The sequence below is a fragment of the Clostridium sp. OF09-36 genome, from assembly GCF_003481985.1.
Classification (GTDB): Bacteria; Bacillota; Clostridia; order Lachnospirales; family Lachnospiraceae; genus Brotaphodocola.
The window spans coordinates 1-23,170 of record NZ_QUMD01000017.1 but is presented as its reverse complement, the minus strand read 5'-3'; the positions used below and the strand labels follow the sequence as shown (position 1 = coordinate 23,170).

Sequence of the window (23,170 nt, the reverse complement as noted above, 5' to 3'; positions counted from 1 at the left end):
CGAACGATTACTCGTTATCGTCACCGTACAGCTTAACCAGCTTGGTCAGGTACTCGTAACGCTCCTTAGCCTCTGCCTCGTTTCTAGCGAACAGGGTAGCTGCTCTCTCCGGATTCTTCATAGCCAGAGATGCGTAACGAACCTCGCCCTTTAAGAAGTCCTGATAGCCTTCCATGTTCGGAGCCTTGCTATCCAGGGTGAACTTCTTCTCAGCAGCCGGGTTGTAACGGAAGTTGTTCCAGTAACCGGTCTCAACTGCCAGTTTCTCCTCGGTCTGAGCTTTGCTCATGCCCTTCTTGATACCGTGGTTGATACACGGAGCGTAAGCCATGATCAGGGACGGACCCGGATATGCCTCTGCCTCAGCGATAGCCTTAACAGTCTGAGCATAATCAGCACCCATAGAGATCTGAGCTACGTATACATAACCGTAAGACATTGCGATGCTTGCAAGGTCTTTCTTCTTGGTCTCTTTACCGCCAGCTGCGAACTGAGCTACAGCACCAGTCTTGGTAGCCTTAGAGGACTGACCGCCGGTGTTGGAGTAAACCTCGGTATCGAATACCATAACGTTGATGTCCTTACCGGAAGCAAGGATATGGTCTACACCGCCGAAGCCGATATCGTAAGCCCATCCGTCACCACCGAATACCCACTGGGACTTCTTAGCCAGATAGTTCTTGTTAGCTACGATGTACTTGCAGGTCGGGCAGTCAATGCCTTCCAGAGCTGCAACTAACTTATCGGTAGCGGTACCGTTGGTAGCACCTACGGTGAAGGTATCTAAGTACTCTTTGCATGCAGCCTTAACTTCCTCAGAAGCGTTCTCGTTTGCTGCAACCTGCTCTACCTTCTCCTTTAACTCATCACGGATTGCGTTCTGAGCCAGTAACATACCGTAACCAAACTCAGCAGCATCCTCGAACAGGGAGTTATCCCATGCCGGACCCTGGCCCTTAGCATTTACGGTGTAAGGAGTAGACGGTGAAGAGTTACCCCAGATAGAAGAACATCCGGTTGCGTTGGAGATGTACATTCTGTCACCGAACAGCTGGGTGATCAGCTTAGCGTACGGAGTCTCACCACATCCAGCACATGCGCCGGAGAACTCAAGTAACGGCTGTTTGAACTGGGAACCCTTAACGGTGGTCTCTTTGAATTTAGCAACAACATCCTCTTTGATCGGCAGGGTTACTGCGTAATCAAAGGTCTTCTGCTCATCAAGGTGCTTGTCAAGCTTATCCATGGTAAGAGCCTTCTCGCCCTTCTTGCCAGGACATACGTTTGCACAAGAACCACAACCGGTACAGTCAAGTGCAGATACAGCGATGGTGAACTTGTACTGCGGCATACCGGTTAACGGTAAGGTAGCGCCCTCAACCTTAGCAGCCTCTTCCTCGGTCATAGCAACCGGACGGATTGCAGCGTGCGGGCAGACATAAGAACAGAAGTTACACTGGATACAGTTCTCGGAATTCCAAACCGGAACGTCTACAGCGATACCACGTTTCTCGAATGCTGCAGAACCGGACGGGGTATTACCATCTACATACTCTTTGAATGCAGATACCGGTAAGTTGTTACCTTCCTGAGCGCTGACTTTGGTCTGGATGTTGTTAACGAAATCAACAACGTCTTTTCTGTCGCCGGAAACGGTCTTGTAATCAAGTCCCTCATCCTCGCAGTTCTTCCAGCTCTCCGGAACCTCTACCTTAACAACGCCGGTTGCACCAGCATCGATAGCAGCCCAGTTCTTCTTAACAACGTCCTCACCCTTACGGCCGTAGGTCTTCTGAGCAGCAGCCTTCATCAGGTCGATTGCTTTCTCCTCCGGAATGATACCGGTCAGTTTGAAGAATGCGGACTGTAAGATGGTGTTGATACGGGTCGGGCCCATGCCGGTCTCGATACCGATCTTAACACCGTCGATGGTGTAGAAGTTGATGTTGTGATCAGCGATGAATTTCTTCATCTGTCCCGGAAGGTGCTTGTCCAGCTCCTCGTGAGTCCACGGGCAGTTTAACAGGAAAGTACCGCCGTCAACCAGCTCCTGAACCATGTTGTACTTACGAACGTATGCCGGGTTGTGGCATGCTACGAAGTTTGCCTGATGGATCAGGTAGGTGGATTTGATCTTCTTATGACCGAAACGAAGGTGAGACATGGTAACACCGCCGGATTTCTTGGAGTCATAATCGAAGTAAGCCTGAGCGTACATATCGGTGTTATCGCCGATGATCTTGATGGAGTTCTTGTTAGCACCTACGGTACCATCTGCACCAAGACCCCAGAACTTACAGTTAGTGGTTCCTTCCGGAGTGGTAACAAGCGGAGCACCTACCGGCAGGGACAGGTTGGTAACATCATCTACGATACCAGTGGTAAATCTCTTGATGGTGTTGTTCTCATAGATAGCAACGATCTGAGACGGGGTGGTATCTTTGGAACCAAGACCATAACGGCCGGAGAAGATCTCAACCTGGTCGAACTTGCTGCCCTTTAATGCTGCAACAACATCCAGGTATAACGGCTCGCCTAAGGAACCTGGCTCTTTGGTTCTGTCAAGAACAGTGATCTTCTTAACAGTATCCGGGATAGCTGCGATCAGAGCCTCTGCGCTGAACGGTCTGTAAAGACGAACTTTAACAACACCAACTTTAGCACCGGTAGACTTTCTCATGTAATCGATGGTCTCCTCGATGGTATCGTTAACGGAACCCATAGCGATGATAACCTGCTCAGCATCCTCAGCGCCGTAGTAGTTAAACAGTTTGTAGTCGGTACCGATCTTAGCATTTACTTTGTCCATGTACATCTGTACTACTGCCGGAAGAGCATCGTAGTAAGAGTTGCATGCCTCACGAGCCTGGAAGAAGATATCCGGGTTCTGTGCGGAACCTTTCTGGGACGGGTTGTTCGGGTTTAATGCTTTTGCACGGTATTCTGCAATTGCATCCCAGTCAGCCATCTCAGCCAGATCGTCGTAATCCCACTCTTCGATCTTCTGGATCTCATGAGAGGTACGGAATCCATCGAAGAAGTTGATGAACGGAACTTTACCTTTGATTGCAGACAGATGAGCAACCGGAGTTAAGTCCATAACCTCCTGTACGCTGGACTCACACAGCATAGCGCAGCCGGTCTGACGGCATGCATATACGTCGGAATGATCGCCGAAGATGTTCAGAGCGTGAGAAGATACTGCACGTGCAGATACATCGATAACGCCCGGTAACTGCTCACCAGCGATTTTGTACAGATCCGGGATCATCAGAAGAAGACCCTGGGAAGCGGTATAGGTAGTGGTCAGAGCGCCTGCTACCAGAGAACCGTGAACAGCACCAGCTGCACCAGCCTCAGACTGCATCTCAGTGATCTGTACTGTACGGCCGAAGATATTCTTTCTGCCTTCAGTAGCCCACTCATCCGTATGCTCAGGCATTACGGAAGACGGAGTAATCGGGTACATAGCTGCAACTTCGGTAAATGCGTATGAAGCATGAGCAGCGGCCTGATTACCATCCATGGTTTTCATTTTTCTTGCCATTTGATTATCCTCCTACAAATGTGAATATGCTTTTGCCCGGTAAAACCGGGAAGTTTCCAGTGAGAAAAATGCACCGGAAAGAGAAGTCTCCTCGCATAAGGAGACTGACCTGTGTATATTATAGCAACTTTTTATCGATTTGCAAACACGAAAACAGGAAATTCGCGTATTATTTTGCATACAATCTGCCCAAAACCAAAGTTAGCAATTGCTTATTCCTGGATTTTCTGTTGAAAAAAAGAAACAGAAGCGCCGCAAAAAAGCGCTTCTGTTTTGTTAATTTTTCTACAGGTCCGGATTTCTTTTCCAGTTTGTTTTTACACACCCGGATTCGGTGCGATCGTCGGTGCATTGCCGGAATCGGCTGCTGTCGGCGCATTTCCGGAGCTATTGCCACCGGAGCTGCTGTTGCCGGAATCGGCTGCTGTCGGATGGGATACCTGCTGCTGGGATGCTGCCGTTGTCTTGTCTGCGGCTGTTGTCTTGTCCGCGGTTGTGTGAGAAGCTGCCGTGGTTGCTGCCTCACTGGCCTTATGGCTTTCTCCTGCAGAGGAAGAGCCCGCTGCTGCACTGGATGGTGCTACGGTAGTTCCATCTGCTGCAGAGCTAGAAGCATCTGCTGCGGACGATGCAGCTGCTGCCGTGGTACCGCTGCTGTTTCTTAATACAACCGGGGTATGGCCCTTATAGGTGACGCTGTGGTCTACATCCTGGCTGACCACCTCTCCGTTTTTCGTTACGATCAGGCGGGTTTCCCACTTGCTGCCCTTGCTTCCTGCACTCTTCACCTTTTCCGTGCCAGGTGCAAGTGTCGGATCCTCCTCGTAGGTCGGAGCCGGCGGGTCGGTCTCGCTGAGCTTTGTGGACTTTAAGGAATGGGTCACGCCATCCTCCAGCACCGGGATTCCATAAATGGATACCGTACAGGTCTGATTGTAATAGCTTGCGCGGATACCGATGGCCGCACTGGAGTTATTCACGAACTTGTAATCCGGTCCGCCCCAGCTTACGGTTGCATCGGTTCCCGGCGTTACATAGGAAGGCTCAAAGGTATGGGAACGGCGCATGGTCGTCTTCAGTCCTGCCTTCACGACTGCATTGTACATGGTGGAGGAAACCTGGCAGACACCGCCGCCAATCTCCTGTACCACTTCACCGTTATTGTAAGCTGCGGCTGCCTGATAGCCCTTCGCCTCGGTACGCTCTCCCACCCGGTTGTTAAAGGAAAACTCCTCTCCCGGCTGGAGCACAATGCCATTGATTGCCCGCGCTGCCAATTTTACATTGGTGTTTCGCTTCTGGTTTGCAGTTGTATTGGTCGTAAAGGTTCCGATCGTTTTATATTTTTCCCTTGCGGTTGCCTCGGAAAACTCCGGTTCTACCTCATTTACCGTCGCTGCAATGGATGCGCTGAAATCCTTGCGGTTTAAAGCCGCCTGGATATCCGTCTTTAACTGTTCCTGGTCTACTTCCAGACCATTCTCTGCCCCTTTAAATAAAAACTTATCGTTCTGGGAATCATACTCAGAGATGGAACCGTTTTTTGCTTTTTTATTCCAGAGTGCTGCCACGCTCTCCGCCTCTTTTGCAACGGCCTCCTCCAGACCAGTCGTATCCAGCGTATAGCTTTCCTTTGGCTCTCCAGTATAGATTTCCTGTAAAATCGCATCAACCTTTGCAGACATGAGATCGTTTACATCGTAGTTCTGGTCCTGCCAGGTCACCTTCATGGCCCATGGGAAGTCCTTTAAGATCGCAGCCTTTGCCTCCTCGCGGGACATACCGGTAATATTGATGCCGTCCACCGTTACTTCTTTTTCCAGCTCTGTCTCCGGAACCGTGATTTCCGTTTCAGCCTCTGTCTGGCCTGGTTTTGAACCGGTTACCTTCTTTATTAAAAGCGTAACGCAGAAAATAGCCAGGATCAAAACGACACCGGCAATGGCAAGCTTCACAAAATCCGGTCCCTTGCCTCCGCGTCTGCCGCCCCGCCGCCCGGAGGAAGGTCTTCTTGTTTCATTATAATAACGGTCTGTTCTGGAAGATGCAGATGTTCTGCTTCCCGTGCTGCGTCTTGCAGTGCCAGCCGTAGTTCCCCTTGCAGCTGTGCTTCGCGGAGCGGTACTTCTGGACGATGTTCCTGCACTGCTTCTTCCACCTGTAGCCGATGTTCTTGTCTGTCTTCCAGCAGAAGTGCTTCTTCCGCTGCCGGAATAGGAACTGCTTCTGGCCCTGGAGCGCCCTGTTCCGGAATTTCTGCCATTCTCGTACTGATTCATGATTTCACCTGTGTTTCTTCTATAATAATCTTTACGCTCATAACGCACTAAGACAGTATAACATATCCGTTCAAAAAAAGAACCACTAATTTTTAGAAAAAACAAGGAATTTTTTATTATATTTTTTGACGGTAATTTTCCCTTCCCAGCACGGCATTTCTTGTATTTCTGCATTGAATCTGTATTTATTTCCGTACATTTTTGGAAATTCTGGCAATTGCAGGATTGTTAAAGTTTTGCTATACTTTTGCTTGTCAAAAAGATAACCAAGTAAGTAAAAGCACATAGGAGGGATCCTAAATGAAAATTCAGAATATCAACGACGTAGAAAGCTTCTTCAAAATCATCGATCAGTGCAAAGGACCGGTTGAGCTGGTATCTCCGGAAGGTGACCGCATCAACTTAAAATCCAAGCTGTCCCAGTATCTTTCCATGGCAACCATATTCTCCAACGGCTATATCAAAGAGCTCGACATTGTTGCCCAGGACAAAGAAGATATTGACCGTCTGATCAAATATATGTATCAGGGCGAATAATTTTTACAAACGGCACCGCATTTCTATGGCGGTGCCGTTTTTTTGCAGAATCCAAAAAGCTAAATTGTTTTCGCAAAACCGGAAACAGTGACAGGCCACATCTCATATGATGGATTGTAAATATCTTTTCGGAGGCTTTTCATATGAGCGATCTGGCTGCAACAAACTGTGGATGTGGATGTGACTGTAATTCAGGAGGAAATGGCTGTAACATTATCTGGCTGATCCTGATCTTATGCTGCTGTGGCGGCAGCGGATTTGGTTCCGGATGCGGATGCGAACATAATAACGGCTGTAACTGGATCTGGATCATCCTGCTGTTATGCTGCTGTGGCGGCGGCAATGGCGGATGTGGAGGATTCTGCTAGTATCTTTCGCATATGCAGGAACTATGACAATAAACGCGCTCTGAGACGTATGCGGGCGTAATGCCAGCATGCACTGCCTGACACGACACGCATGCGGACACAGCGCTCTCAAAGCTTCCCCTCCCGGACTGGTGGGGAAGCTTTTTTAACGGTCCTTATCCTCTTCTTTATTTTTGTTCTTCTTTATTTTGTTCTTTTTCCTTCACTTTTTCTTTCTGCTTCTCTTCTTCCAGAAATAGTTTCCGTCCACGCAGACAGGCTTCACACTCTTCATCAATCTCATATACTGCATTTCCATCTATGATCAGTCTCGTTTTCATTCCATCACTCCGGCTCCTGGACCGGATTCTTTCTGATTGCCTGCGCAAAACATAAACAATCATGCTTCATCCAGTTCAGGTCAGTTTCTCTTCTACTCTATGATATGCACGTATGCTTCCGCATGATATGGGATTCCACTGCATATACTGTTTCAAAAAGACAAGGACGTTGCTGTTCGTTCACGCATTGTGCATACAGCAACACAAGGGTTCTTTTATGAATGAAAAGAATGAAAACCAGTTCAAAATGACGGACTTTGATTATTTAACAGCGGACCCCAGGCTGCAGATGTTAAAGGCTGCCATTCCCTATCTTCCAGTTGCACAGCAGCGGGTCTTCTCTCTCTTTGTAAAGGTTCAGGAGGTAAAACGGGCACAGTCCATCTTCGAGGAAGAAGAGGTCTCTGCCATGGGGCTCTCTCCTTCTGCCCCAAAGCCCACAACTCCCATGCAGCTTTTGCAGATCATCAAACCGTATGCCAGTCCGAAGGACGGGAAATGATCGAGATGCTGGAAAATTTTCAGATCATCAAGGAGGTATTATGAACACAGGTGAATGGAAAAATGATCCAAGACTTGCAAATATGGACCCGGTCAAGCTGCAGTACATAGAAGCCCTTGCAAAGCAGCTCTCTTCCCAGTCAAAAGAACAGCTTCTCCCAGTCCTGCTCTCCCTTCAGGCGGATGCAAAAAAGAAGCGCATTTCTTTCACTGATGCAGAAACGGAGCTTCTGGTTTCCATCATCACGGCAAATATGCCTCCCGATGAAAAAAAGAAGATTGAAATGCTGCATATCCTCGCAAAAAAAATGGCTGCCAGGTCCTCCTGACAGCCATTTTCGAAATTCTTATTTGCAAACGATGTTGATGATCTTGCCCGGTACGTAGATTTCTTTTACGATGGTTCCGGTGATCTTGTCTGCAACAGCCTCTTTTGCTGCTGCAAGGGCAACCTCTTTGGAAGCGTCTGCCGGAATGGTCACAACGCCTCTTGCCTTACCGTTGACCTGAACACCGATGGAAATCTCATCATCCTTCATGGCTTCCTCGTCGCACTCCGGCCACTGAGCGTGGAATACGCTGTCGGTGCCGCCGAGCTCCTGCCAGATTTCCTCGCCGATATGCGGTGCAAACGGAGCAAGTAAAACAGTGAAAGTCTTTAAGGTCTCTTTATCGATACCGCCGGTCTTCTTCGCCAGCTCGATCAGCTTGTTGTTGTACTCCATGAAACCGGATACCACAGTATTTAAGCTGAACTGGTTGAAACGCTGCTCGATATCGAATACCAGTTTATGACGCAGACGAACCATCTCTTTGGTCTCAGCTACCTCTTTATCCTTGCTGTCCTGAACCAGGTTCCAGAAACGGCTTAAGAAACGGGAAACACCCTCGATACCGCGGTCATCCCACTCTGCATCCAGTTCCGGCGGTCCTACGAACAGCTCATACATTCTCAGTGCGTCACAGCCGTAATCTCTTACGAGGTCATCCGGGGAAACCACGTTTCCTTTGGACTTACTCATCTTGATACCATTCTTACCATTGATCATACCCTGGTTGAACAGCTTCTTGAACGGCTCATCGAAATCTACGACTCCGATGTCGTGCAGGAACTTGGTGTAGAAACGGGAGTAGAGAAGATGCAGCACTGCATGCTCTACGCCGCCGATGTACATATCAACCGGCAGATACTTATCAGCCTTCTCTTTGGAAACCAGCTCTTTGTCGTTGTGGTTGTCCACATAACGCAGGAAGTACCAGGAAGAACCAGCCCACTGCGGCATGGTATTGGTCTCTCTCTTTGCCGGTCCTCCGCACTGCGGGCACTTGCAGTTTACCCACTCATCGATGGCAGCAAGCGGTGACTCACCGGTACCGGTCGGCTGATAACTCTCAACCTCCGGAAGACGTAACGGAAGCTCCTCTTCCGGAACCGCTACGTTGCCGCACTTCGGGCAGTGAACGATCGGGATCGGCTCACCCCAGTAACGCTGTCTGGAGAATACCCAGTCACGCAGCTTGTAGTTGACAGTCTTCTTACCAAAGCCCATCTTCTCGATCATTTCCGGAGCTTCTTTCTTCAGTACGGAAGACTCCATACCGTTCCAGTCGCCGGAGTTGATCATGGTGCCGGATGCCTCGGTATAAGCCTCGGTCATGTTCTCAATCTCTTTGCCGTCTTTTGCGATAACCTGGATGATCGGGATGTTAAACTTCTTAGCGAACTCGAAGTCACGGTCATCGTGAGCTGGTACGCACATGATCGCGCCGGTACCGTAATCTGCCAGTACATAGTCGGACAGCCAGATCGGAACCTTTGCACCGTTTAACGGGTTGATCGCATAGCTTCCGGTGAATACGCCGGTCTTCTCTTTGTCCTGCATACGGTCTACGTTGGAACGCATGGAAGAATCGAAGATGTATTTCTCAACAGTCTCTCTGGTCTCGTCGGTAGCCAGGCTCTTTGCCATAGCATGCTCCGGAGCCAGTACCATGAAAGTAGCTCCGTGCAGGGTATCCGGGCGGGTGGTGTAAACAGTGATCTTCTCATCTCTTCCCTCAACCTGGAAATCAACCTCAGCACCGTAGGATTTGCCGATCCACTCGCTCTGCATCTTTTTCACCTTCTCCGGCCAGTCAAGCTTGTCCAGATCGTTTAAGAGACGGTCCGCATAAGCGGTAATCTTTAACATCCACTGACGCAGGTTCTTCTTGGTAACCGGGGAACCACAGCGCTCGCAGCAACCGTTTACTACTTCCTCGTTTGCCAGACCGGTCTTACAGGATGGGCACCAGTTGATCGGGAACTCTTTCTCGTAAGCAAGGCCTTTCTTGAACATCTGTACAAAGATCCACTGGGTCCATTTGTAGAACTCCGGATCGGTAGTATTTACTTCCATATCCCAGTCGTAAATTGCTGCGATCTCGTTGATCTGGCGTTTGATGTTCTTGATGTTCTCAGCGGTAGATTTTGCCGGATGAACGCCCATCTTGATCGCATAGTTCTCTGCCGGAAGACCAAATGCGTCCCAGCCCATCGGATGGATGACATAATGGCCCTTTAACATCTGGTAACGGCTCCATACGTCGGAGATAACGTAGCCTCTCCAGTGACCTACATGAAGTCCGCTGCCGGACGGATACGGGAACATATCCAGGCAGTAATATTTCGGCTTTTTGCCGTCATTGACATTGATCGGGTTTTTCTCCCAGTTTTCACGCCACTTTTTCTCAATAGCGCTATGGTTGTAACTTGCCATGATTCTTCCTCCTGATTGCTTTTTAAGGAATGAAAGCAATAAAAAATGCGCCTCTGGACTTAGTGTCAGAGACGCAGGATATTCTTTCGCTTTTGATCCTTACGCGGTACCACTCTGCTTCATGCTTTCGCATGCGCTTTTGATCCGATAACGGCGGATGTCCGTCCCGGCCTACTTTCCACTAGAAACGCAACGGTATGAATACGAAACCATTACGAAACGAAAAGGGTTCGGCGGGCTGCTCCGAGACCAGTTTCTGCGCACATTCTTACTGTCTTGCACCTTCCGGCAGCTCTCTGAAAAGTCCGTCACGCATACTTTTTCCCTTCATTGCATTTTCCGTTACTATTCATAGAAACGAACGGTAACATTTCCATGCCTTTTAATTTAGCATAATTGGAAATCTGTGTCAAGGGTGGATTTCGTCATGCTTCCGTGCGCATGTGCCCGGCAACGGGATTTTGCCGGTGCTTTGGCAGGTCTTTGTTTACTTTTCATACTGCCCCAGATCAATCTCGCCGGAGAATACCTCCACCGCCGGTCCGGTCATAAACACATGTCCGCTCTCGCGGTCCCAGGTGATCTCTAAGTTTCCGCCGATCAGCTGGACCTCCACGGTATCCTCTACCAGTCCCAGCATCATGCTCGCAACGGCACTGGCCGTCGCTCCGGTTCCGCAGGCCCAGGTTTCCCCGCTACCCCGCTCCCAGACACGCATCTGCAGATGGGTCCGGTCGATCACACGGATAAACTCACTGTTCACCCGGTCCGGGAAGCGCTCATGCATCTCATAAGCCGGTCCGATCTTCTCTAAATCCAGGCAGTCCACATCGTCGACATAATAAACGGCATGCGGATTTCCCACATCGATTCCGGTAAATTCCAGGATTCTTCCTTCGATCTGGATTTTCTCCGGCAGCTCACTGGTCAGTTTGGGAACCCCCATATCTACTTTTACGGTTTTGACTTTTCCGTTTTCCACCTGCATATCCAGATATTTGATGCCGCCAAGGGTTTCCACGGAGATCTGCGGCTTGTCTACAATTCCATGATCATACGCATATTTTCCGACGCAGCGGATGCCGTTTCCGCACATACTGCCCTCACTGCCATCCTCGTTGAACATCCGCATGCGGCAATCTGCCACCTCAGACGGGCAGATGAGGATCAGGCCATCGGAACCAATGCCAAAATGACGTTCACTCACCAGCTTTGCCACGCGCGCCGGATCCTCCACGGTCTCCTCAAAACAGTTCACATAGACGTAATCGTTTCCGATTCCCTGCATTTTTGTAAATTTCATAAACTCCTCCAACTGTATTTTTTTATTTCTGTAAATCATCTGTCTGACACAGCCAGCATCCGCAAAACGTTTGCAGGATCTGCCACCTTCTCCTTACATCAGACTGATGACCATCTGGGCCGTCTCCAGCATATTGGTCCCGCTGTCCATGCTGCACTTTTGTATGTAGCGGTGTGCCTCTTCCTCTGTCATGTTGTTGCGCTCCATAAGAAGGGCCTTCGCCTGGTTGATGATGGCCCGCTCCTTCTCATCTCTCTGCTTCGGCTGCTGGCGCAGCTTCTTTCTGCGTCTCTCCTGCGCCTGGACGATCATCTCCAGTGTTCCGACCAGATCATGCACCTTTAAGGGCATCGGCAGGCAGACCACTTGCTCCGGGGTACCGGCCGACCATTTGCTTGGGGATGAGATCATCAGCATACTGAATTCCAGGCTCATGCAGTCATGAAGCTCCGAATACAGCATATCCGTCAGACGGTAACCGCACACAATGATCCCGCTGTTTAGATCATCCAGCTGAGACAGTACCTGCGCTCCGGAGGTGCATACAGCGATCACTGGAAAGCCGTTTCTCAGCAGTATGTTTTTTATGCTTTTTGCGTCTTCCGGCTTGGAAAATGCCACAATGATATTCGCCAAACTACTCACCTCCAGGTTTTGTTATCCGGTGATTCTGAAAGCTGTTTCCATAACCAGACATGGCCGGATCAGAACTTATACAAATATTCCTGAACCTCCCAGTCCGTTACCTCTGCACGGAATTTCTTCCACTCTGAATTCTTTGCTTCAAGATATTTGGTATAAATGTGGTTTCCAAGCAGCTCTTTTGCAAAATTACTGCCGGCAAAGGCATCGATGGCTTCTCCGAGCGTCTGCGGCAGCTGCTCGATACCAAGGCTGCGGATTTCCTCGTCTGTCAGGGCAAACACGTTTCGGTCCACACTCGGCGGCGGGGTCATCTCTTTTTTGATGCCATCCAGGCCAGCTGCAAGGCAGGCTGCAAGTGCCAGATACGGGTTCACGGCAGAATCCGGGCAGCGCAGCTCAATGCGGGTGCTGTCACCCTTGGAGCTCGGGATGCGGATCAGGGCACTGCGGTTTGCCAGGGAAGACCAGGCAATGCAGACCGGTGCATCATAGCCCGGGACCAGACGCTTATAAGAATTAACAAGCGGATTCGTCAGAAGCGTGATTTCCTTAATGTGAGCCAGAATTCCAGCCATAAACTGGTATGCCACCTTGCTCAGGCCAAGGCTGTCACTCTCATCCACAAACATGTTGTTGCCGTGTACATCGCCCAAAGACATATTGATGTGCATGCCGGAACCATTTACGCCAGCCTTTGGCTTCGGCATAAAGGTTGCATGGAGTCCATGACGCTTTGCAATGGTCTTGACTGCCATTTTAAAGGTCATGATATTGTCAGCCGCCATCAGGCCTTCGGTATATTCCAGATCGATCTCATGCTGGGCCGGAGAAATCTCATGGTGAGAAGCCTCCACCTCAATATCCATATCCTCCAGATTCAGGACAATGTCCCGGCGCACATTTTCAGCCAGATCGATCGGACCTACATCAAAGTAGCTGGCATTTTCGTGGGTATTGGTGGTCGGTCTTCCTTCCTCATCGGTATGGAATAAGAAGAACTCACACTCCGGCCCCACGTGGAACTCATAGCCCATATCAGCGGCCTCTTTTAATACCTTCTTTAACACATAACGCGGGTCCCCCTCAAACGGCTCGCCATTCGGGCGGTATACATCGCACATCAGGCGGGCAACCTTACCCTGCTGCGGTCTCCACGGAAAAATCGCAAAGGTATCCAGATCCGGGTACAGGTACATATCGGATTCCTCGATCCGGACAAATCCTTCTATGGCAGAACCATCAAACATGCAGCGGTTGTTTAATGCCTTTTCCAGCTGGCTTACCGTGATCGCTACATTTTTCAGCATTCCAAAAATATCTGTAAACTGAAGGCGGATGAACTCCACATCTTCCTCCTCCGCCATGCGGATAATATCTTTTTTTGTATATCTGCTCATGCCAATCTCCCTTCCATGATATGATGATACCAGGAACAAAAGGCCGGAAATCCGGTGCAAGCTTGCTCGCATGAGGATTTTTGACCTTTTGACTCCGACATGATCATATGAAATCAAAGAAACGAGGGCACCAAGAAAGCCGCATTCACGGCTTTTCTGAAACGCCCTCGTTCCGTTACGTCCCATTGCACCAACAACAAAGGGATTTTCATGTTACTGATGATAACAGCTTCCCTCTTTTTTGTCAACATGAGACTATTTCTGTTTCCTATGCCAAATATTCTTATCTGGCATAACTTTTTATTATTGCAGCCATTGCACATTCCTGTAATGCCCTACGGTCTAAGGTGTGCCAGAACTTGCATTATTTTTTGTAGCTCAAAGCCCGGATCGCATTCAGGATCGCAAGCACCGAAACACCAACATCGCCAAATACTGCTGCCCACATGCCTACATAACCAAGGGCAACCAGGACCAGCACCAGGATTTTTACCGCGATTGCAAAGATGATATTCTGTTTCACGATCCCTACGGTTTTTCGGGCAATGCAGATCGCATCTACGATCTTGGACGGCTCATCATCCATGATGACTACATCGGCTGCCTCCACTGCCGCATCGGATCCGATTCCGCCCATAGCAATGCCAACATCTGCACGGGCTAAAACCGGCGCATCGTTGATGCCGTCCCCGACAAAGGCCAGCGTCTTTCCTTCCGGCTTTTCTTTCAGAAGCTGCTCCACCTTTGCAACCTTATCGCCCGGGAGAAGGTTTCCAAATACATGGGTAATCCCAATGGATTCTGCCACCTTTTTGCCAACCTCTTCTTTGTCTCCGGTCAGCATGACCAGCTTATTTACGCCCTGCTTCTTTAACCCTGCCAGCATAGCCGGAACATCCGGGCGGACACTGTCAGAGATCACGATACAGCCTAAATAGGTGTCCTCCTCTGCAAGATACAGGGTGGTCCCAAGGACTGCTGCAGGAGTATCCACCTTCACCTTCTGGCTGTCCATCAGCTTCTGGTTTCCAATGTACAGATTCTTCCAGACCCCATCTTTCAGGATCTGCGCATGGATACCATGGCCGGAGATTTCTTCCACTTCACCGATCCGGCTGGTATCTGCCTCTTTTCCATAAGCCTTCTTAACCGACAGCGCGATCGGGTGGTTGGAATTGTACTCCCCAAGTGCAGCCAGCTCCAGAAGTTCTTCCCTGCTGCCATGCACCGGTGCAACATCAGTCACTTCAAATTTACCGGTTGTCAGGGTACCTGTTTTATCAAACACTGCCGTATCCAGACTGCCCATGGCTTCCAGATAGTTGCTTCCTTTCATAAGAATGCCCTGTCTGGATGCTGCCCCAAGACCGCCAAAAAAGCTCAGCGGAACAGAAATAACCAGTGCGCACGGGCAGGAAACAACCAGAAAGCTGCACGCACGGTAAACCCAGGTACTCCATGCCCCACCCAAAGCAAGCGGAGGAAGCACCGCCAGAAGTGCAGCTAAGATCACAACTGCCGGTGTGTATACACGGGCAAAGCGGGTGATAAAGGCCTCTGCCTTTGCCTTTCTGGAGCTTGCGTTTTCCACCAGCTCCAGGATCTTTGCTACGGTTGAATCGTCAAAGAGCTTTGTGGTCTGTACCTTTAAGACACCGGTTAAGTTGATCGAACCGCTCACGATATTCTGTCCGGCATTTACCTCTTCCGGCATCGATTCCCCGGTCAGCGCCTTGGTATCCAGTGTGGAGCTTCCCTCCAGCACAATACCGTCTAACGGGACCTTCTCTCCCGGCCGATGATGATGGTATCACCAATCTCCACCTCGTAAGGATCGACCTGCTCTTCTGCGCCATCTCTTAACAGATTGGCATATTCCGGGTTGATATCCATCAGGTCGGTAATAGACTTTCTGGATTTATTCACCGCATAGTCGTTGAAAAGCTCACCAACCTGATAAAACAGCATGACCGCAACCGCCTCTTCCAGGGAGCCGATTGCAAAAGCGCCAAACGTAGCAATGGTCATCAGAAAATTTTCATCGAACACTTGCCCGTTTTTTAAGTTCCGGCAGGCACGCAGCGGAATATCATAGCCTGCTGCAAGATACGATAATACAAATGGGATCCAGGCCCAGGAAACCTTTTTTTCCAAACTCATGGCAATCACAAAGAAAACGGCACTGACCGCAAGGCGGATCACCATTTTTTTCTGTTTTTTTGTCATAGATTTTCCTTTCCGTGCGAGATTAGAATAGCCAGACTAACGAAGCACTTTAAATTCAGCCTCCGGTTCAATCTTTGCAGCCACGGCTCTTGCTGCCTCAACCAGCTCGTCTTCTCTGCCGTCCTCTACTTCCATAATGAGACGCTGGGTCATAAAGCTTAAGCTGGCGCTGTTCACGCCATCTAATTTTTTCACGCCCTCCTCAATCTTTGCAGCACAGTTTGCACAGCATAAACCCTCTAATTTGATGATCTTCTTCATGATATGATCTCCTTTTCTATCATTTTCTTTTTGTATTTTTATTATTTTCATGTTCCACTGCGTCCTACTCGCTGATATGCTCCATGCCCTGAGCCAGGATTGCCTGGATATGGGCATCGGCCAGCTTATAAAATACGGTTTTTCCGTCGCGCCGGAATGATACCAGACGCATCTGCTTTAATACCCTGAGCTGGTGGGAAATCGCCGACTGCCCCATCTGCAGCAGTGTTGCAATGTCACAGACACACATTTCCGACTGGCTGAGGACGTACAGGATTTTGATCCTGGTAGAATCCCCAAACACCTTAAAAAACTCTGACAGGTCTAAAAGCTGCTGCTCGTCCGGCATGACGCCTTCCACTTTTTTCACGATTTCCTCATGAACATGCATGAATTCGCAGGAGCCCTCTTCCACTTCCTGCTCGATCTGGATTTTTTCCGCCTCAGTCATAGCATTCCTCCGTTTCTACATTCACATGAACAACTATTCATATGTTTATATTACCACATATTGTGTGAATGTCAAGCAAATATAACAATTGATCATAAAATAATGGACCGTGGAAGTGCCGAAGGCAACTTCCACGGTCCTAATACTTTAATAATAATGTTTAAATTGTTTACTTCAGCGCATCTGCCATCGCTTTCATGGCTTCTCTGGTGTCTTCATGCACTGCGGATTTGATGGTTACCACCTGCTCCAGGACATGGACATCCTTCATCGGCTCTAAGATGCCGCGCATGATCTTTGCTGCGAGCGGTGCCCAGGAACCGTTCTCAATGAGTCCAACGGTACGCTTCTGGAAGTTTTTGGATTTTAAGTGCAGTAAAAACTCTTCCATGCACGGGAATACGCCGCCGTCGTAGGTTGCTGCTGCCAGCACCAGACGGTCATAGTAAAATGCCTTGCGCACTGCCAGAGAAACGTCGGTGCGGGCCAGGTCGAAGATCTCTGCCTCTTCCCCATTTGCCCGGAGCATTTCTGCCATCTCCTCTGCTGCCTGTGCGGTATTGCCATGAATGGAGGCATATGCGACCATTACACCATGCTTCTCAGGCTTGTAGGTGCTCCAGGTCTGGTATTTTCCGATATAGTGGCCCAGGTTTTCTTTCAAGACCGGGCCGTGCAGCGGGCAGATCATCTGGATGTCCAGACCAGAGGCCTTCTTTAACAGGCCCTGTACCTGCACGCCGTATTTTCCTACAATGTTAAGGAAGTAGCGGGCTGCCTCTTCATCCCACTCCTCTTCTGCATCCAGTGCACCAAACTTGCCAAAGCCATCTGCAGAAAACAGGATCTTCTCGCTCTGCTCATAAGCTACCATAACCTCTGGCCAGTGGACCATCGGTGCCATAAAGAACTGCAGGGTGTGTGCGCCAAGACTTAAGGTCTCACCTTCTTTTACAACAACCTTGCGGTCTGTCAGGTCCATCTCAAAGAACTGGTCCATCATCGCAAAGGTTTTTGCATTTCCTACGAGCTTTGCCTCCGGGTAACGGTCTGCAAAATTCTTGATGTTTGCAGCATGATCCGGCTCCATATGGGATACGACCAGATAAGCTGGTTTTTTGTCTCCAAGCACTCTGGCCAGATTTGCAAACCACTCATCGGTTGCCCGCTTATCTACGGTATCCATTACCGTTATCTTCTCATCCATGATCACATAAGAGTTATAGCTGACCCCATTCGGGATTGGGTACTGGCTCTCGAAAATATCCAGTGTTTTATCATCTGCACCTACATAAAGAACCGCATCGGAAATTGAAATATCTTTCATAATTACTCCTCCTGATTTTTCGCTTTTTTCATTCTGGTTTTTTTGCTTTTCTCATTATAATTCCGCCCAAAAGCCACGTCAACTTTCATTTTGTTTTTCCATATTTTTTTCTATACGGTAGCGTTCTACCATTTTTACGATATCGTGTTTCGTATAGGGCTTTTCGATAAAACCATACGCCTGGATTTTCCACGCCTCCAGTGAAAAGCCCGGGATACTGGACATCAGGACCACTGCCGGAGCTGACTCGAGCTTATGAAGCTCCGAGGCCAGGCTGATGCCACTGATATCTGGCATTACAATATCCGTAAACACCATATCTACCGGATTTTCCTTTACAAATTCCACAACCGCCACTGCTTCCTCAAAGGTCCCGAGCAGATTGACTCCCTCCATATTCTGGAAAATGTATGTGATCTTCTCCAGCAGATCCGGTGCATTGTCCACCGCAACTACATTCACTGCCATAATTCTTTCCCCCGCTTCCTCATTTGCTCCCTGAACGCGCATGCATACCCGCTGTCTTTCCTTCCTGCTTTCAGCCTGTCTCCGGCTTCCATATGCGGTTTTACAAACCACCCATTTCCCAGCCTAGCGATTCCAACCCGGAAATCTTGGCACACTGCAGACCGGCTTCTCCAGCAAAAGAGCTTCCACAGCTGCACGGTATTCCTCCATCCGCTGGGCCTTGCGGATCTTTTTCATAGGCTTTGCGCTGTCCTCAAACGCTTCGCCAGATAGGTCCAGAGCTCCTTCATTTTAAATAGTACATTCTTGTCTCCGGGAATGACTTTCCGGTATCCCTCCAGCACATCCTCATGGAACGCCCGGATCCGGCTGCCGTAAGAAGTGTCCCTTTATCCGTTTCAGAAAGCCGGGCTGCATCCTCAGCCAGTGCGGATTGGTTAAAAGCCCGCGCCCCAGCATCACGGCAGACACCTTCGGATAAGCATCCGCAAACCTTTTTATATCATCACCGCAAAACAGATCCCCATTGTAAATAACCGGATTTTTACTTTCCTGTTCCGCAAGGGCAAACGCTTCCATATGCGGATGATTTTTATAGTAATCCGTCTGGACCCTTGGGTGGATGATCAGGTTTTTTAAGGAATAGCGGTTATAAATAGAAAGCAGCTCTTCAAATTCTTCCGGATCCGATTTTCCGATCCGCGTTTTTATGGACCATTCCATATCCAGCCTTTCGATGCCATCTGAAACCCGGTACAAAAATTCATCAAGCGCAACCGGATATTCCAGAAAGCCCGATCCGCGTTTTTTTGCCACCACCGTACCAGACGGGCACCCCAGATTCAGATTGGCCTCCCGGTATCCAAGCTCCTTCAGCCGCTCTGCAGCCCACAAAAAATCATCTGCCTTGTTGGTCAGGATCTGGGGAATGACCGGAATCCCCTCATTGTGCTCCGGAAGCACATCCTGCAATTCCCGCGGAGTCAGCTTCCGTGTCTGGTTTGGGGAAATAAATGGCGTGTAATACTCCTTTATTCCATGAAAGTGCCGGTGATGGGCATTCCGGAACACATAGCCGGTAATGCCCTCCATCGGCGCAAATAAGTACTCCATATTTGTCTCCTGTATACTTCACATTTCAAATCTGCAAACAGCAACGGTTATTTCTTATGATCCATCTGCGCTCGTGCCTTGCGGGCAACCTGGGCGGCTGTATTCATTGTGCTGCCGCGTACGATCATGCCATTGCCAAAGCGCTTGCGGATATCATCGACCGCCCCGTCGACCATTTTCTGCTTCTCATGCTTTCTGTCGTCCTCAAACATCGACATCTGCCAGAAATCGTCTGACGTCAGATCCGTTAAGGAAAGGCCGATCAGGCGCAGGGGCTGGCATTTCCAGCATTCATACAGCAAGGTCTTTACCTGCGCAAAGATTTCTTCCGTCACATCGGTAGAATTTGCAAGCTTTTTCTGATGCGATCTTGTCTTAAAGTCCAGCGTCCGGTAAGTAACACCTACACAGCTGCACTTTTTCCCATCACGACGCATTCTGGCAGAAACCACGTCGCACTGGGCCAGCAATATCGCAAAGGCCTGTTCGTAGGTCACAAGGTCTTCCTCTGTCGTCGTTTCCGCACTGTAGCCTTTGGCTTCTTCCCGTTCTGCCCGGACCGGGGAATCGTCGGCGCCATTTGCATACTGATGCATCTGATGCCCGGCCTTCTCCCCCAGCAGGCGTTTCAGTCCATCCTCCGGATAATGCGCCAGCTCCCCGATCGTTCTGATCCCAGACTGCACAAGCTTCTGCTCGGAAGCTTTCCCCAGAAACAAAAGATCCCGCACCGGGAGTGGCCACATTTTTGCCGGAATTTCGGAAGGAAACAGGGTATGGACTTTATCCGGCTTTTCAAAATCCGATGCCATCTTTGCCAGAAGCTTATTTGTTCCAATTCCTATGTTAACGGTAAATCCGAGCTCATCGCGGATCTTATCTTTGATCTCATGTGCCAGTGCCACCGGGTCCGGATAGACCAGGTGCGTGCCGCTCATATCGAGGAAAACTTCATCGATGGAAAATGACTCCATAACGGGTGCATAGGAAGCACAGATATCCTTAAAAGCATGGGAACATCTTTCATAAAGCACAAAATCACCCGGCACACAGACAAGTCCCGGGCATTTTTGCAGTGCCATGGACACGGGTTCGCCCGTAGTTACCCCATATTTTTTCGCCGGAATCGACTTTGCCACAACAATGCCGCGCCGCGACTTCGGGTCCCCGCCAATGCAGGACGGAATCTCCCGAAGATCGGGCAGGCCCTCCCGGACACGCTTTGCCGCCTCCCAGGATAAAAATGCGCTGTTTACATCAACATGAAAAATCAACCGGTCCATATATGATCTCGCCGCTCCTATCGTATATCGTAACTTGTTTCCAATGTTCTCACTTTTTTCACCTGCTACTGTTTACGGACACGCGCCCAGTCCTCGGGTAGATGCATCGATCACGGTTACGCCCATGCCGCTACTGTTTGCGGACACGCGCCCAGTCCTCGATGACAGCAAGGAACCGTTCCCCGTATTTCGCATATTTGTGTTCGCCTACGCCGGACACATCCAGCATTTCTTCCCGGGAAGCAGGTGCCTTCGCAGCCATGTCAATCAAAGTCTTGTCATTGAAAATAATATAAGGCGGTACGTGCTCTTCCCGGGCGATCTCCAGGCGGAGGGTACGAAGTTTATCAAACAGCTGAAAGCCGGCAGAGGTAAGTGCTTCCGTTCTTCTGGCTGTTTTCTTCGGTTTTGCCGTTTTCTCCGGCATCTTATCCTCATCGGTGATCTTAACCAATACCTTGGTATCCGGATCTTTCAGGGCGCTGATATCTCCCATCCGGATCACCTGGTAGTCTCCAACCTGCAGATAACCCTCCAGCACCAGCTGGTCCACCAGACGCCGCAGCAGGTTTCTTTTAAAGGAAGCCAGAACCCCATAGGACTTATATGCATTTGCCACGATTTCCGCTAATCGTGCGGTCTTTGCTCCCGCCACCGTATCGATGATGATCGTCTTTCCATACCGGCCCTTTGCTTCATAGACACAGTTTATGATCTGCCTGGCCGCCTGCGTCATATCCAGCGTTTCAAATTCCCGCAGGCAGTTGCCGCAATCCCCGCAGGGCTTTCCCGGGTTTTCTCCAAAATATTTTAAGATATAATTACGCAGGCATTCCGTTGTATAGCAGTAGCGTTCCATGACCAAAAGCCGGCTCAGATCCCGCTCCTTCACCGTTTCCCGGTCTGCATAATCGAGATCCGACAGGTCTTTATGGTCTAACAGAAAGCGGTTGATCGCGATATCCTGCGGCGAGAACAGCAGGATACACTTGGAATACAGTCCATCCCTTCCCGCTCTGCCAGCCTCCTGGTAATAATTCTCCATGCTCTGCGGCATATTGTAATGAATGACAAACCGGACGTTCGACTTATCGATTCCCATACCGAACGCGTTGGTCGCAACCACGATACTGGTATAATCGAATACAAAATCATCCTGCATCTGCTTTCGCTGGGCCGCACCCATTCCGGCATGATATTTCGCAACCGAGATGCCTCTGCCCTTTAGCAGTTCATACAGATTGTCTACATTTTTTCTCGTTGCGCAGTAAATGATCCCGCTGTCACCCGGATGTTTTCCAATATAATCTACAATATACTGGTCTTTATTTTTTGGCTTGTCCACCTGGAAAAATAAATTTTCCCGGTCAAATCCAGTTATCAGCGTATAGGGATTGATCAGTCCAAGGGTGCATACGATATCCTCCCGCACACGCTCTGTCGCAGTCGCCGTAAATGCACTCATAACAGGCCGTTTGCCAGAAGGTTTACAAATTCCACGATTTTCATGTAGCTTGGCCTGAAATCCTGTCCCCACTGCGAAATACAATGGGCCTCATCGACCGTTACCATGGAAATCTGGACTTCTCTTGCAAGGTTTAAAAATCCATCGGTGAGCAAACGCTCCGGCGCGACGTAAATGATCTTATACCGGCCCTGTCTTGCCTTATCCACGGTCTCAAAAAAGGCTTTCTCCGACAGTGCACTGTTGATGTATGCCGCAGAAACGCCAGCCTGGTTCAATGCCTTCACCTGATCCTGCATCAGCGAGATCAGTGGTGAAACAACGAGCGTAATGCCAGGAAGCAGGACAGCCGGGATCTGGTAGCAGACGGACTTTCCGGCCCCGGTCGGCATGACAGCAAATGCATCCCTTCCAGATAAGATACTGTCGATGACTGACTTCTGCCCAGGCCGGAAGGAATCGTATCCGAACAGAACTTTCAAGGCCTCCTCCGGCGTATGGTATTGCGTTTCCTGCTGCGAGGAATCTTCATAAAAATTTGCCGGATCATAATCCTGCATTGTTTCCGGACCAGCCCCGGCATACTGGTCTTCGTATTGGTTTTCATACTGGTCTTCGTATTGGCCTTCATAGTCCCCGGCCATTTCAAACAGGCTTTCCCAGGATGGATCGTCCGGGTACCCATCCTTTGTATTCGGATTGTTGCTCATGATAACTCCCACTTTTTTTCTGAATCATTATGTACTGTACAACATTGTGAACTACATTGGCAATTGAATTACCGAGCATCTGATTACGAAGCATAGCTCCGTAGTTTCAGGGGTGCGTCCATGACACCCTTACTGCTACCCAGGTGGGTTACACAGCTACTTTTATTGTTTTTGTACTGCTCAGCCCGGTTACGGGCATATCAATTTCTT

General features: G+C 49.4%; 19 protein-coding genes, 1 pseudogene and 1 other annotated feature. Of the genes and pseudogenes, 4 read left to right on the top strand and 16 right to left on the bottom strand.

The annotated features are described in order from the left end of the window. Positions 1-7 precede the first annotated feature (7 nt). Positions 8-3,547, bottom strand: coding sequence for a pyruvate:ferredoxin (flavodoxin) oxidoreductase (gene nifJ / locus DXA97_RS12985; RefSeq protein WP_118720560.1), 3,540 nt, complete (start codon positions 3,545-3,547; stop codon positions 8-10). Between the two features lie 317 nt (positions 3,548-3,864). Continuing rightward, positions 3,865-5,826 (bottom strand): VanW family protein, encoded by a 1,962-nt coding sequence (locus DXA97_RS12980; RefSeq protein WP_118720558.1) that lies wholly within the window; start codon positions 5,824-5,826, stop codon positions 3,865-3,867. A gap of 300 nt (positions 5,827-6,126) precedes the next feature. On the opposite strand from DXA97_RS12980, the gene DXA97_RS12970 reads away from it, so the two are divergent. After that, positions 6,127-6,363: a polya polymerase gene (locus DXA97_RS12970; RefSeq protein WP_118720554.1), complete on the top strand. Its 237-nt coding sequence runs from the start codon at positions 6,127-6,129 to the stop codon at positions 6,361-6,363. A 143-nt stretch (positions 6,364-6,506) separates the two neighbouring features. Beyond that, a complete protein-coding gene (locus DXA97_RS12965) occupies positions 6,507-6,731 on the top strand; it encodes a chorion class high-cysteine HCB protein 13 (protein WP_118720553.1) in 225 nt (74 codons plus the stop codon). A gap of 167 nt (positions 6,732-6,898) precedes the next feature. On the opposite strand, the gene DXA97_RS20230 is transcribed toward DXA97_RS12965, so the two are convergent. Continuing rightward, entirely contained in the window at positions 6,899-7,051 is a 153-nt protein-coding gene (locus tag DXA97_RS20230; protein ID WP_182436895.1) for a hypothetical protein, read from the bottom strand. A gap of 217 nt (positions 7,052-7,268) precedes the next feature. On the opposite strand from DXA97_RS20230, the gene DXA97_RS12960 reads away from it, so the two are divergent. Beyond that, positions 7,269-7,553, top strand: coding sequence for a hypothetical protein (locus DXA97_RS12960; RefSeq protein WP_118720551.1), 285 nt, complete (start codon positions 7,269-7,271; stop codon positions 7,551-7,553). 40 nt (positions 7,554-7,593) lie between these two features. Next, positions 7,594-7,881, top strand: a complete 288-nt coding sequence (locus DXA97_RS12955; protein ID WP_118720549.1) for a hypothetical protein — start codon at positions 7,594-7,596, stop codon at positions 7,879-7,881. A gap of 18 nt (positions 7,882-7,899) precedes the next feature. On the opposite strand, the gene leuS is transcribed toward DXA97_RS12955, so the two are convergent. The 13 genes and pseudogenes from leuS to DXA97_RS22265 all read right to left on the bottom strand — a co-directional run bounded on the left by leuS (position 7,900) and on the right by DXA97_RS22265 (position 22,960). Then, the gene (leuS, locus tag DXA97_RS12950) at positions 7,900-10,311 is read right to left on the bottom strand and encodes a leucine--tRNA ligase (protein ID WP_118720547.1); all 2,412 of its coding nucleotides are present in this window, start codon (positions 10,309-10,311) and stop codon (positions 7,900-7,902) included. A gap of 64 nt (positions 10,312-10,375) precedes the next feature. Further along, positions 10,376-10,651, bottom strand: a binding site (T-box leader). A 147-nt stretch (positions 10,652-10,798) separates the two neighbouring features. Further along, a complete protein-coding gene (gene dapF / locus DXA97_RS12945; protein WP_118720545.1) occupies positions 10,799-11,614 on the bottom strand; it encodes a diaminopimelate epimerase in 816 nt (271 codons plus the stop codon). Between the two features lie 93 nt (positions 11,615-11,707). After that, positions 11,708-12,250, bottom strand: a complete 543-nt coding sequence (locus tag DXA97_RS12940; protein ID WP_118720543.1) for an ANTAR domain-containing protein — start codon at positions 12,248-12,250, stop codon at positions 11,708-11,710. A gap of 68 nt (positions 12,251-12,318) precedes the next feature. Continuing rightward, on the bottom strand, positions 12,319-13,656 hold the full coding sequence (gene glnA, locus DXA97_RS12935) for a type I glutamate--ammonia ligase (protein WP_118720541.1): 1,338 nt from the start codon (positions 13,654-13,656) through the stop codon (positions 12,319-12,321). Between the two features lie 364 nt (positions 13,657-14,020). Then, positions 14,021-15,882: pseudogene (locus tag DXA97_RS12930) on the bottom strand (heavy metal translocating P-type ATPase). 36 nt (positions 15,883-15,918) lie between these two features. Further along, positions 15,919-16,143, bottom strand: coding sequence for a cation transporter (locus DXA97_RS12925; RefSeq protein WP_118720539.1), 225 nt, complete (start codon positions 16,141-16,143; stop codon positions 15,919-15,921). 64 nt (positions 16,144-16,207) lie between these two features. Further along, positions 16,208-16,594: a metalloregulator ArsR/SmtB family transcription factor gene (locus tag DXA97_RS12920; RefSeq protein ID WP_118541015.1), complete on the bottom strand. Its 387-nt coding sequence runs from the start codon at positions 16,592-16,594 to the stop codon at positions 16,208-16,210. 169 nt (positions 16,595-16,763) lie between these two features. Then, on the bottom strand, positions 16,764-17,921 hold the full coding sequence (locus tag DXA97_RS12915) for an FprA family A-type flavoprotein (protein ID WP_118720537.1): 1,158 nt from the start codon (positions 17,919-17,921) through the stop codon (positions 16,764-16,766). Positions 17,922-17,999: 78 nt separating this feature from the next. Then, positions 18,000-18,389, bottom strand: coding sequence for a response regulator (locus DXA97_RS12910; RefSeq protein WP_118720608.1), 390 nt, complete (start codon positions 18,387-18,389; stop codon positions 18,000-18,002). A 348-nt stretch (positions 18,390-18,737) separates the two neighbouring features. After that, positions 18,738-19,502 carry a tRNA-dihydrouridine synthase family protein gene (locus DXA97_RS12905; RefSeq protein ID WP_347561606.1) on the bottom strand — a complete coding sequence of 255 codons (765 nt, stop codon included), beginning with the start codon at positions 19,500-19,502 and terminating at the stop codon, positions 18,738-18,740. Positions 19,503-19,549: 47 nt separating this feature from the next. Continuing rightward, complete coding sequence (locus tag DXA97_RS12900) at positions 19,550-20,785, bottom strand: DNA polymerase IV (RefSeq protein WP_118720535.1); 1,236 nt, start codon at positions 20,783-20,785, stop codon at positions 19,550-19,552. Between the two features lie 130 nt (positions 20,786-20,915). Then, a complete protein-coding gene (locus DXA97_RS12895; RefSeq protein WP_347561605.1) occupies positions 20,916-22,250 on the bottom strand; it encodes a RecQ family ATP-dependent DNA helicase in 1,335 nt (444 codons plus the stop codon). Then, on the bottom strand, positions 22,247-22,960 hold the full coding sequence (locus DXA97_RS22265) for a DEAD/DEAH box helicase (protein WP_347561604.1): 714 nt from the start codon (positions 22,958-22,960) through the stop codon (positions 22,247-22,249). The genes DXA97_RS12895 and DXA97_RS22265 overlap by 4 nt, the downstream gene beginning before the upstream one ends. Between the last annotated feature and the right edge of the window lie 210 nt (positions 22,961-23,170).

What these genes read in the sequence shown, in the direction of transcription:
- DXA97_RS12980 (WP_118720558.1), bottom strand. Translation starts at nt 5,826, where the DNA reads ATGAATCAGTACGAGAATGGCAGAAATTCCGGAACAGGGCGCTCCAGG.
- DXA97_RS12900 (WP_118720535.1), bottom strand. Translation starts at nt 20,785, where the DNA reads ATGGACCGGTTGATTTTTCATGTTGATGTAAACAGCGCATTTTTATCC.
- DXA97_RS12960 (WP_118720551.1), top strand. Translation starts at nt 7,269, where the DNA reads ATGAATGAAAAGAATGAAAACCAGTTCAAAATGACGGACTTTGATTAT.
- DXA97_RS12970 (WP_118720554.1), top strand. Translation starts at nt 6,127, where the DNA reads ATGAAAATTCAGAATATCAACGACGTAGAAAGCTTCTTCAAAATCATC.
- leuS (WP_118720547.1), bottom strand. Translation starts at nt 10,311, where the DNA reads ATGGCAAGTTACAACCATAGCGCTATTGAGAAAAAGTGGCGTGAAAAC.
- DXA97_RS12895 (WP_347561605.1), bottom strand. Translation starts at nt 22,250, where the DNA reads ATGAGTGCATTTACGGCGACTGCGACAGAGCGTGTGCGGGAGGATATC.
- DXA97_RS12910 (WP_118720608.1), bottom strand. Translation starts at nt 18,389, where the DNA reads ATGGCAGTGAATGTAGTTGCGGTGGACAATGCACCGGATCTGCTGGAG.
- DXA97_RS12965 (WP_118720553.1), top strand. Translation starts at nt 6,507, where the DNA reads ATGAGCGATCTGGCTGCAACAAACTGTGGATGTGGATGTGACTGTAAT.
- glnA (WP_118720541.1), bottom strand. Translation starts at nt 13,656, where the DNA reads ATGAGCAGATATACAAAAAAAGATATTATCCGCATGGCGGAGGAGGAA.
- DXA97_RS12925 (WP_118720539.1), bottom strand. Translation starts at nt 16,143, where the DNA reads ATGAAGAAGATCATCAAATTAGAGGGTTTATGCTGTGCAAACTGTGCT.
- DXA97_RS12915 (WP_118720537.1), bottom strand. Translation starts at nt 17,921, where the DNA reads ATGAAAGATATTTCAATTTCCGATGCGGTTCTTTATGTAGGTGCAGAT.
- DXA97_RS12920 (WP_118541015.1), bottom strand. Translation starts at nt 16,594, where the DNA reads ATGACTGAGGCGGAAAAAATCCAGATCGAGCAGGAAGTGGAAGAGGGC.
- DXA97_RS22265 (WP_347561604.1), bottom strand. Translation starts at nt 22,960, where the DNA reads ATGAGCAACAATCCGAATACAAAGGATGGGTACCCGGACGATCCATCC.
- DXA97_RS20230 (WP_182436895.1), bottom strand. Translation starts at nt 7,051, where the DNA reads ATGAAAACGAGACTGATCATAGATGGAAATGCAGTATATGAGATTGAT.
- nifJ (WP_118720560.1), bottom strand. Translation starts at nt 3,547, where the DNA reads ATGGCAAGAAAAATGAAAACCATGGATGGTAATCAGGCCGCTGCTCAT.
- dapF (WP_118720545.1), bottom strand. Translation starts at nt 11,614, where the DNA reads ATGAAATTTACAAAAATGCAGGGAATCGGAAACGATTACGTCTATGTG.
- DXA97_RS12955 (WP_118720549.1), top strand. Translation starts at nt 7,594, where the DNA reads ATGAACACAGGTGAATGGAAAAATGATCCAAGACTTGCAAATATGGAC.
- DXA97_RS12905 (WP_347561606.1), bottom strand. Translation starts at nt 19,502, where the DNA reads ATGGAGTACTTATTTGCGCCGATGGAGGGCATTACCGGCTATGTGTTC.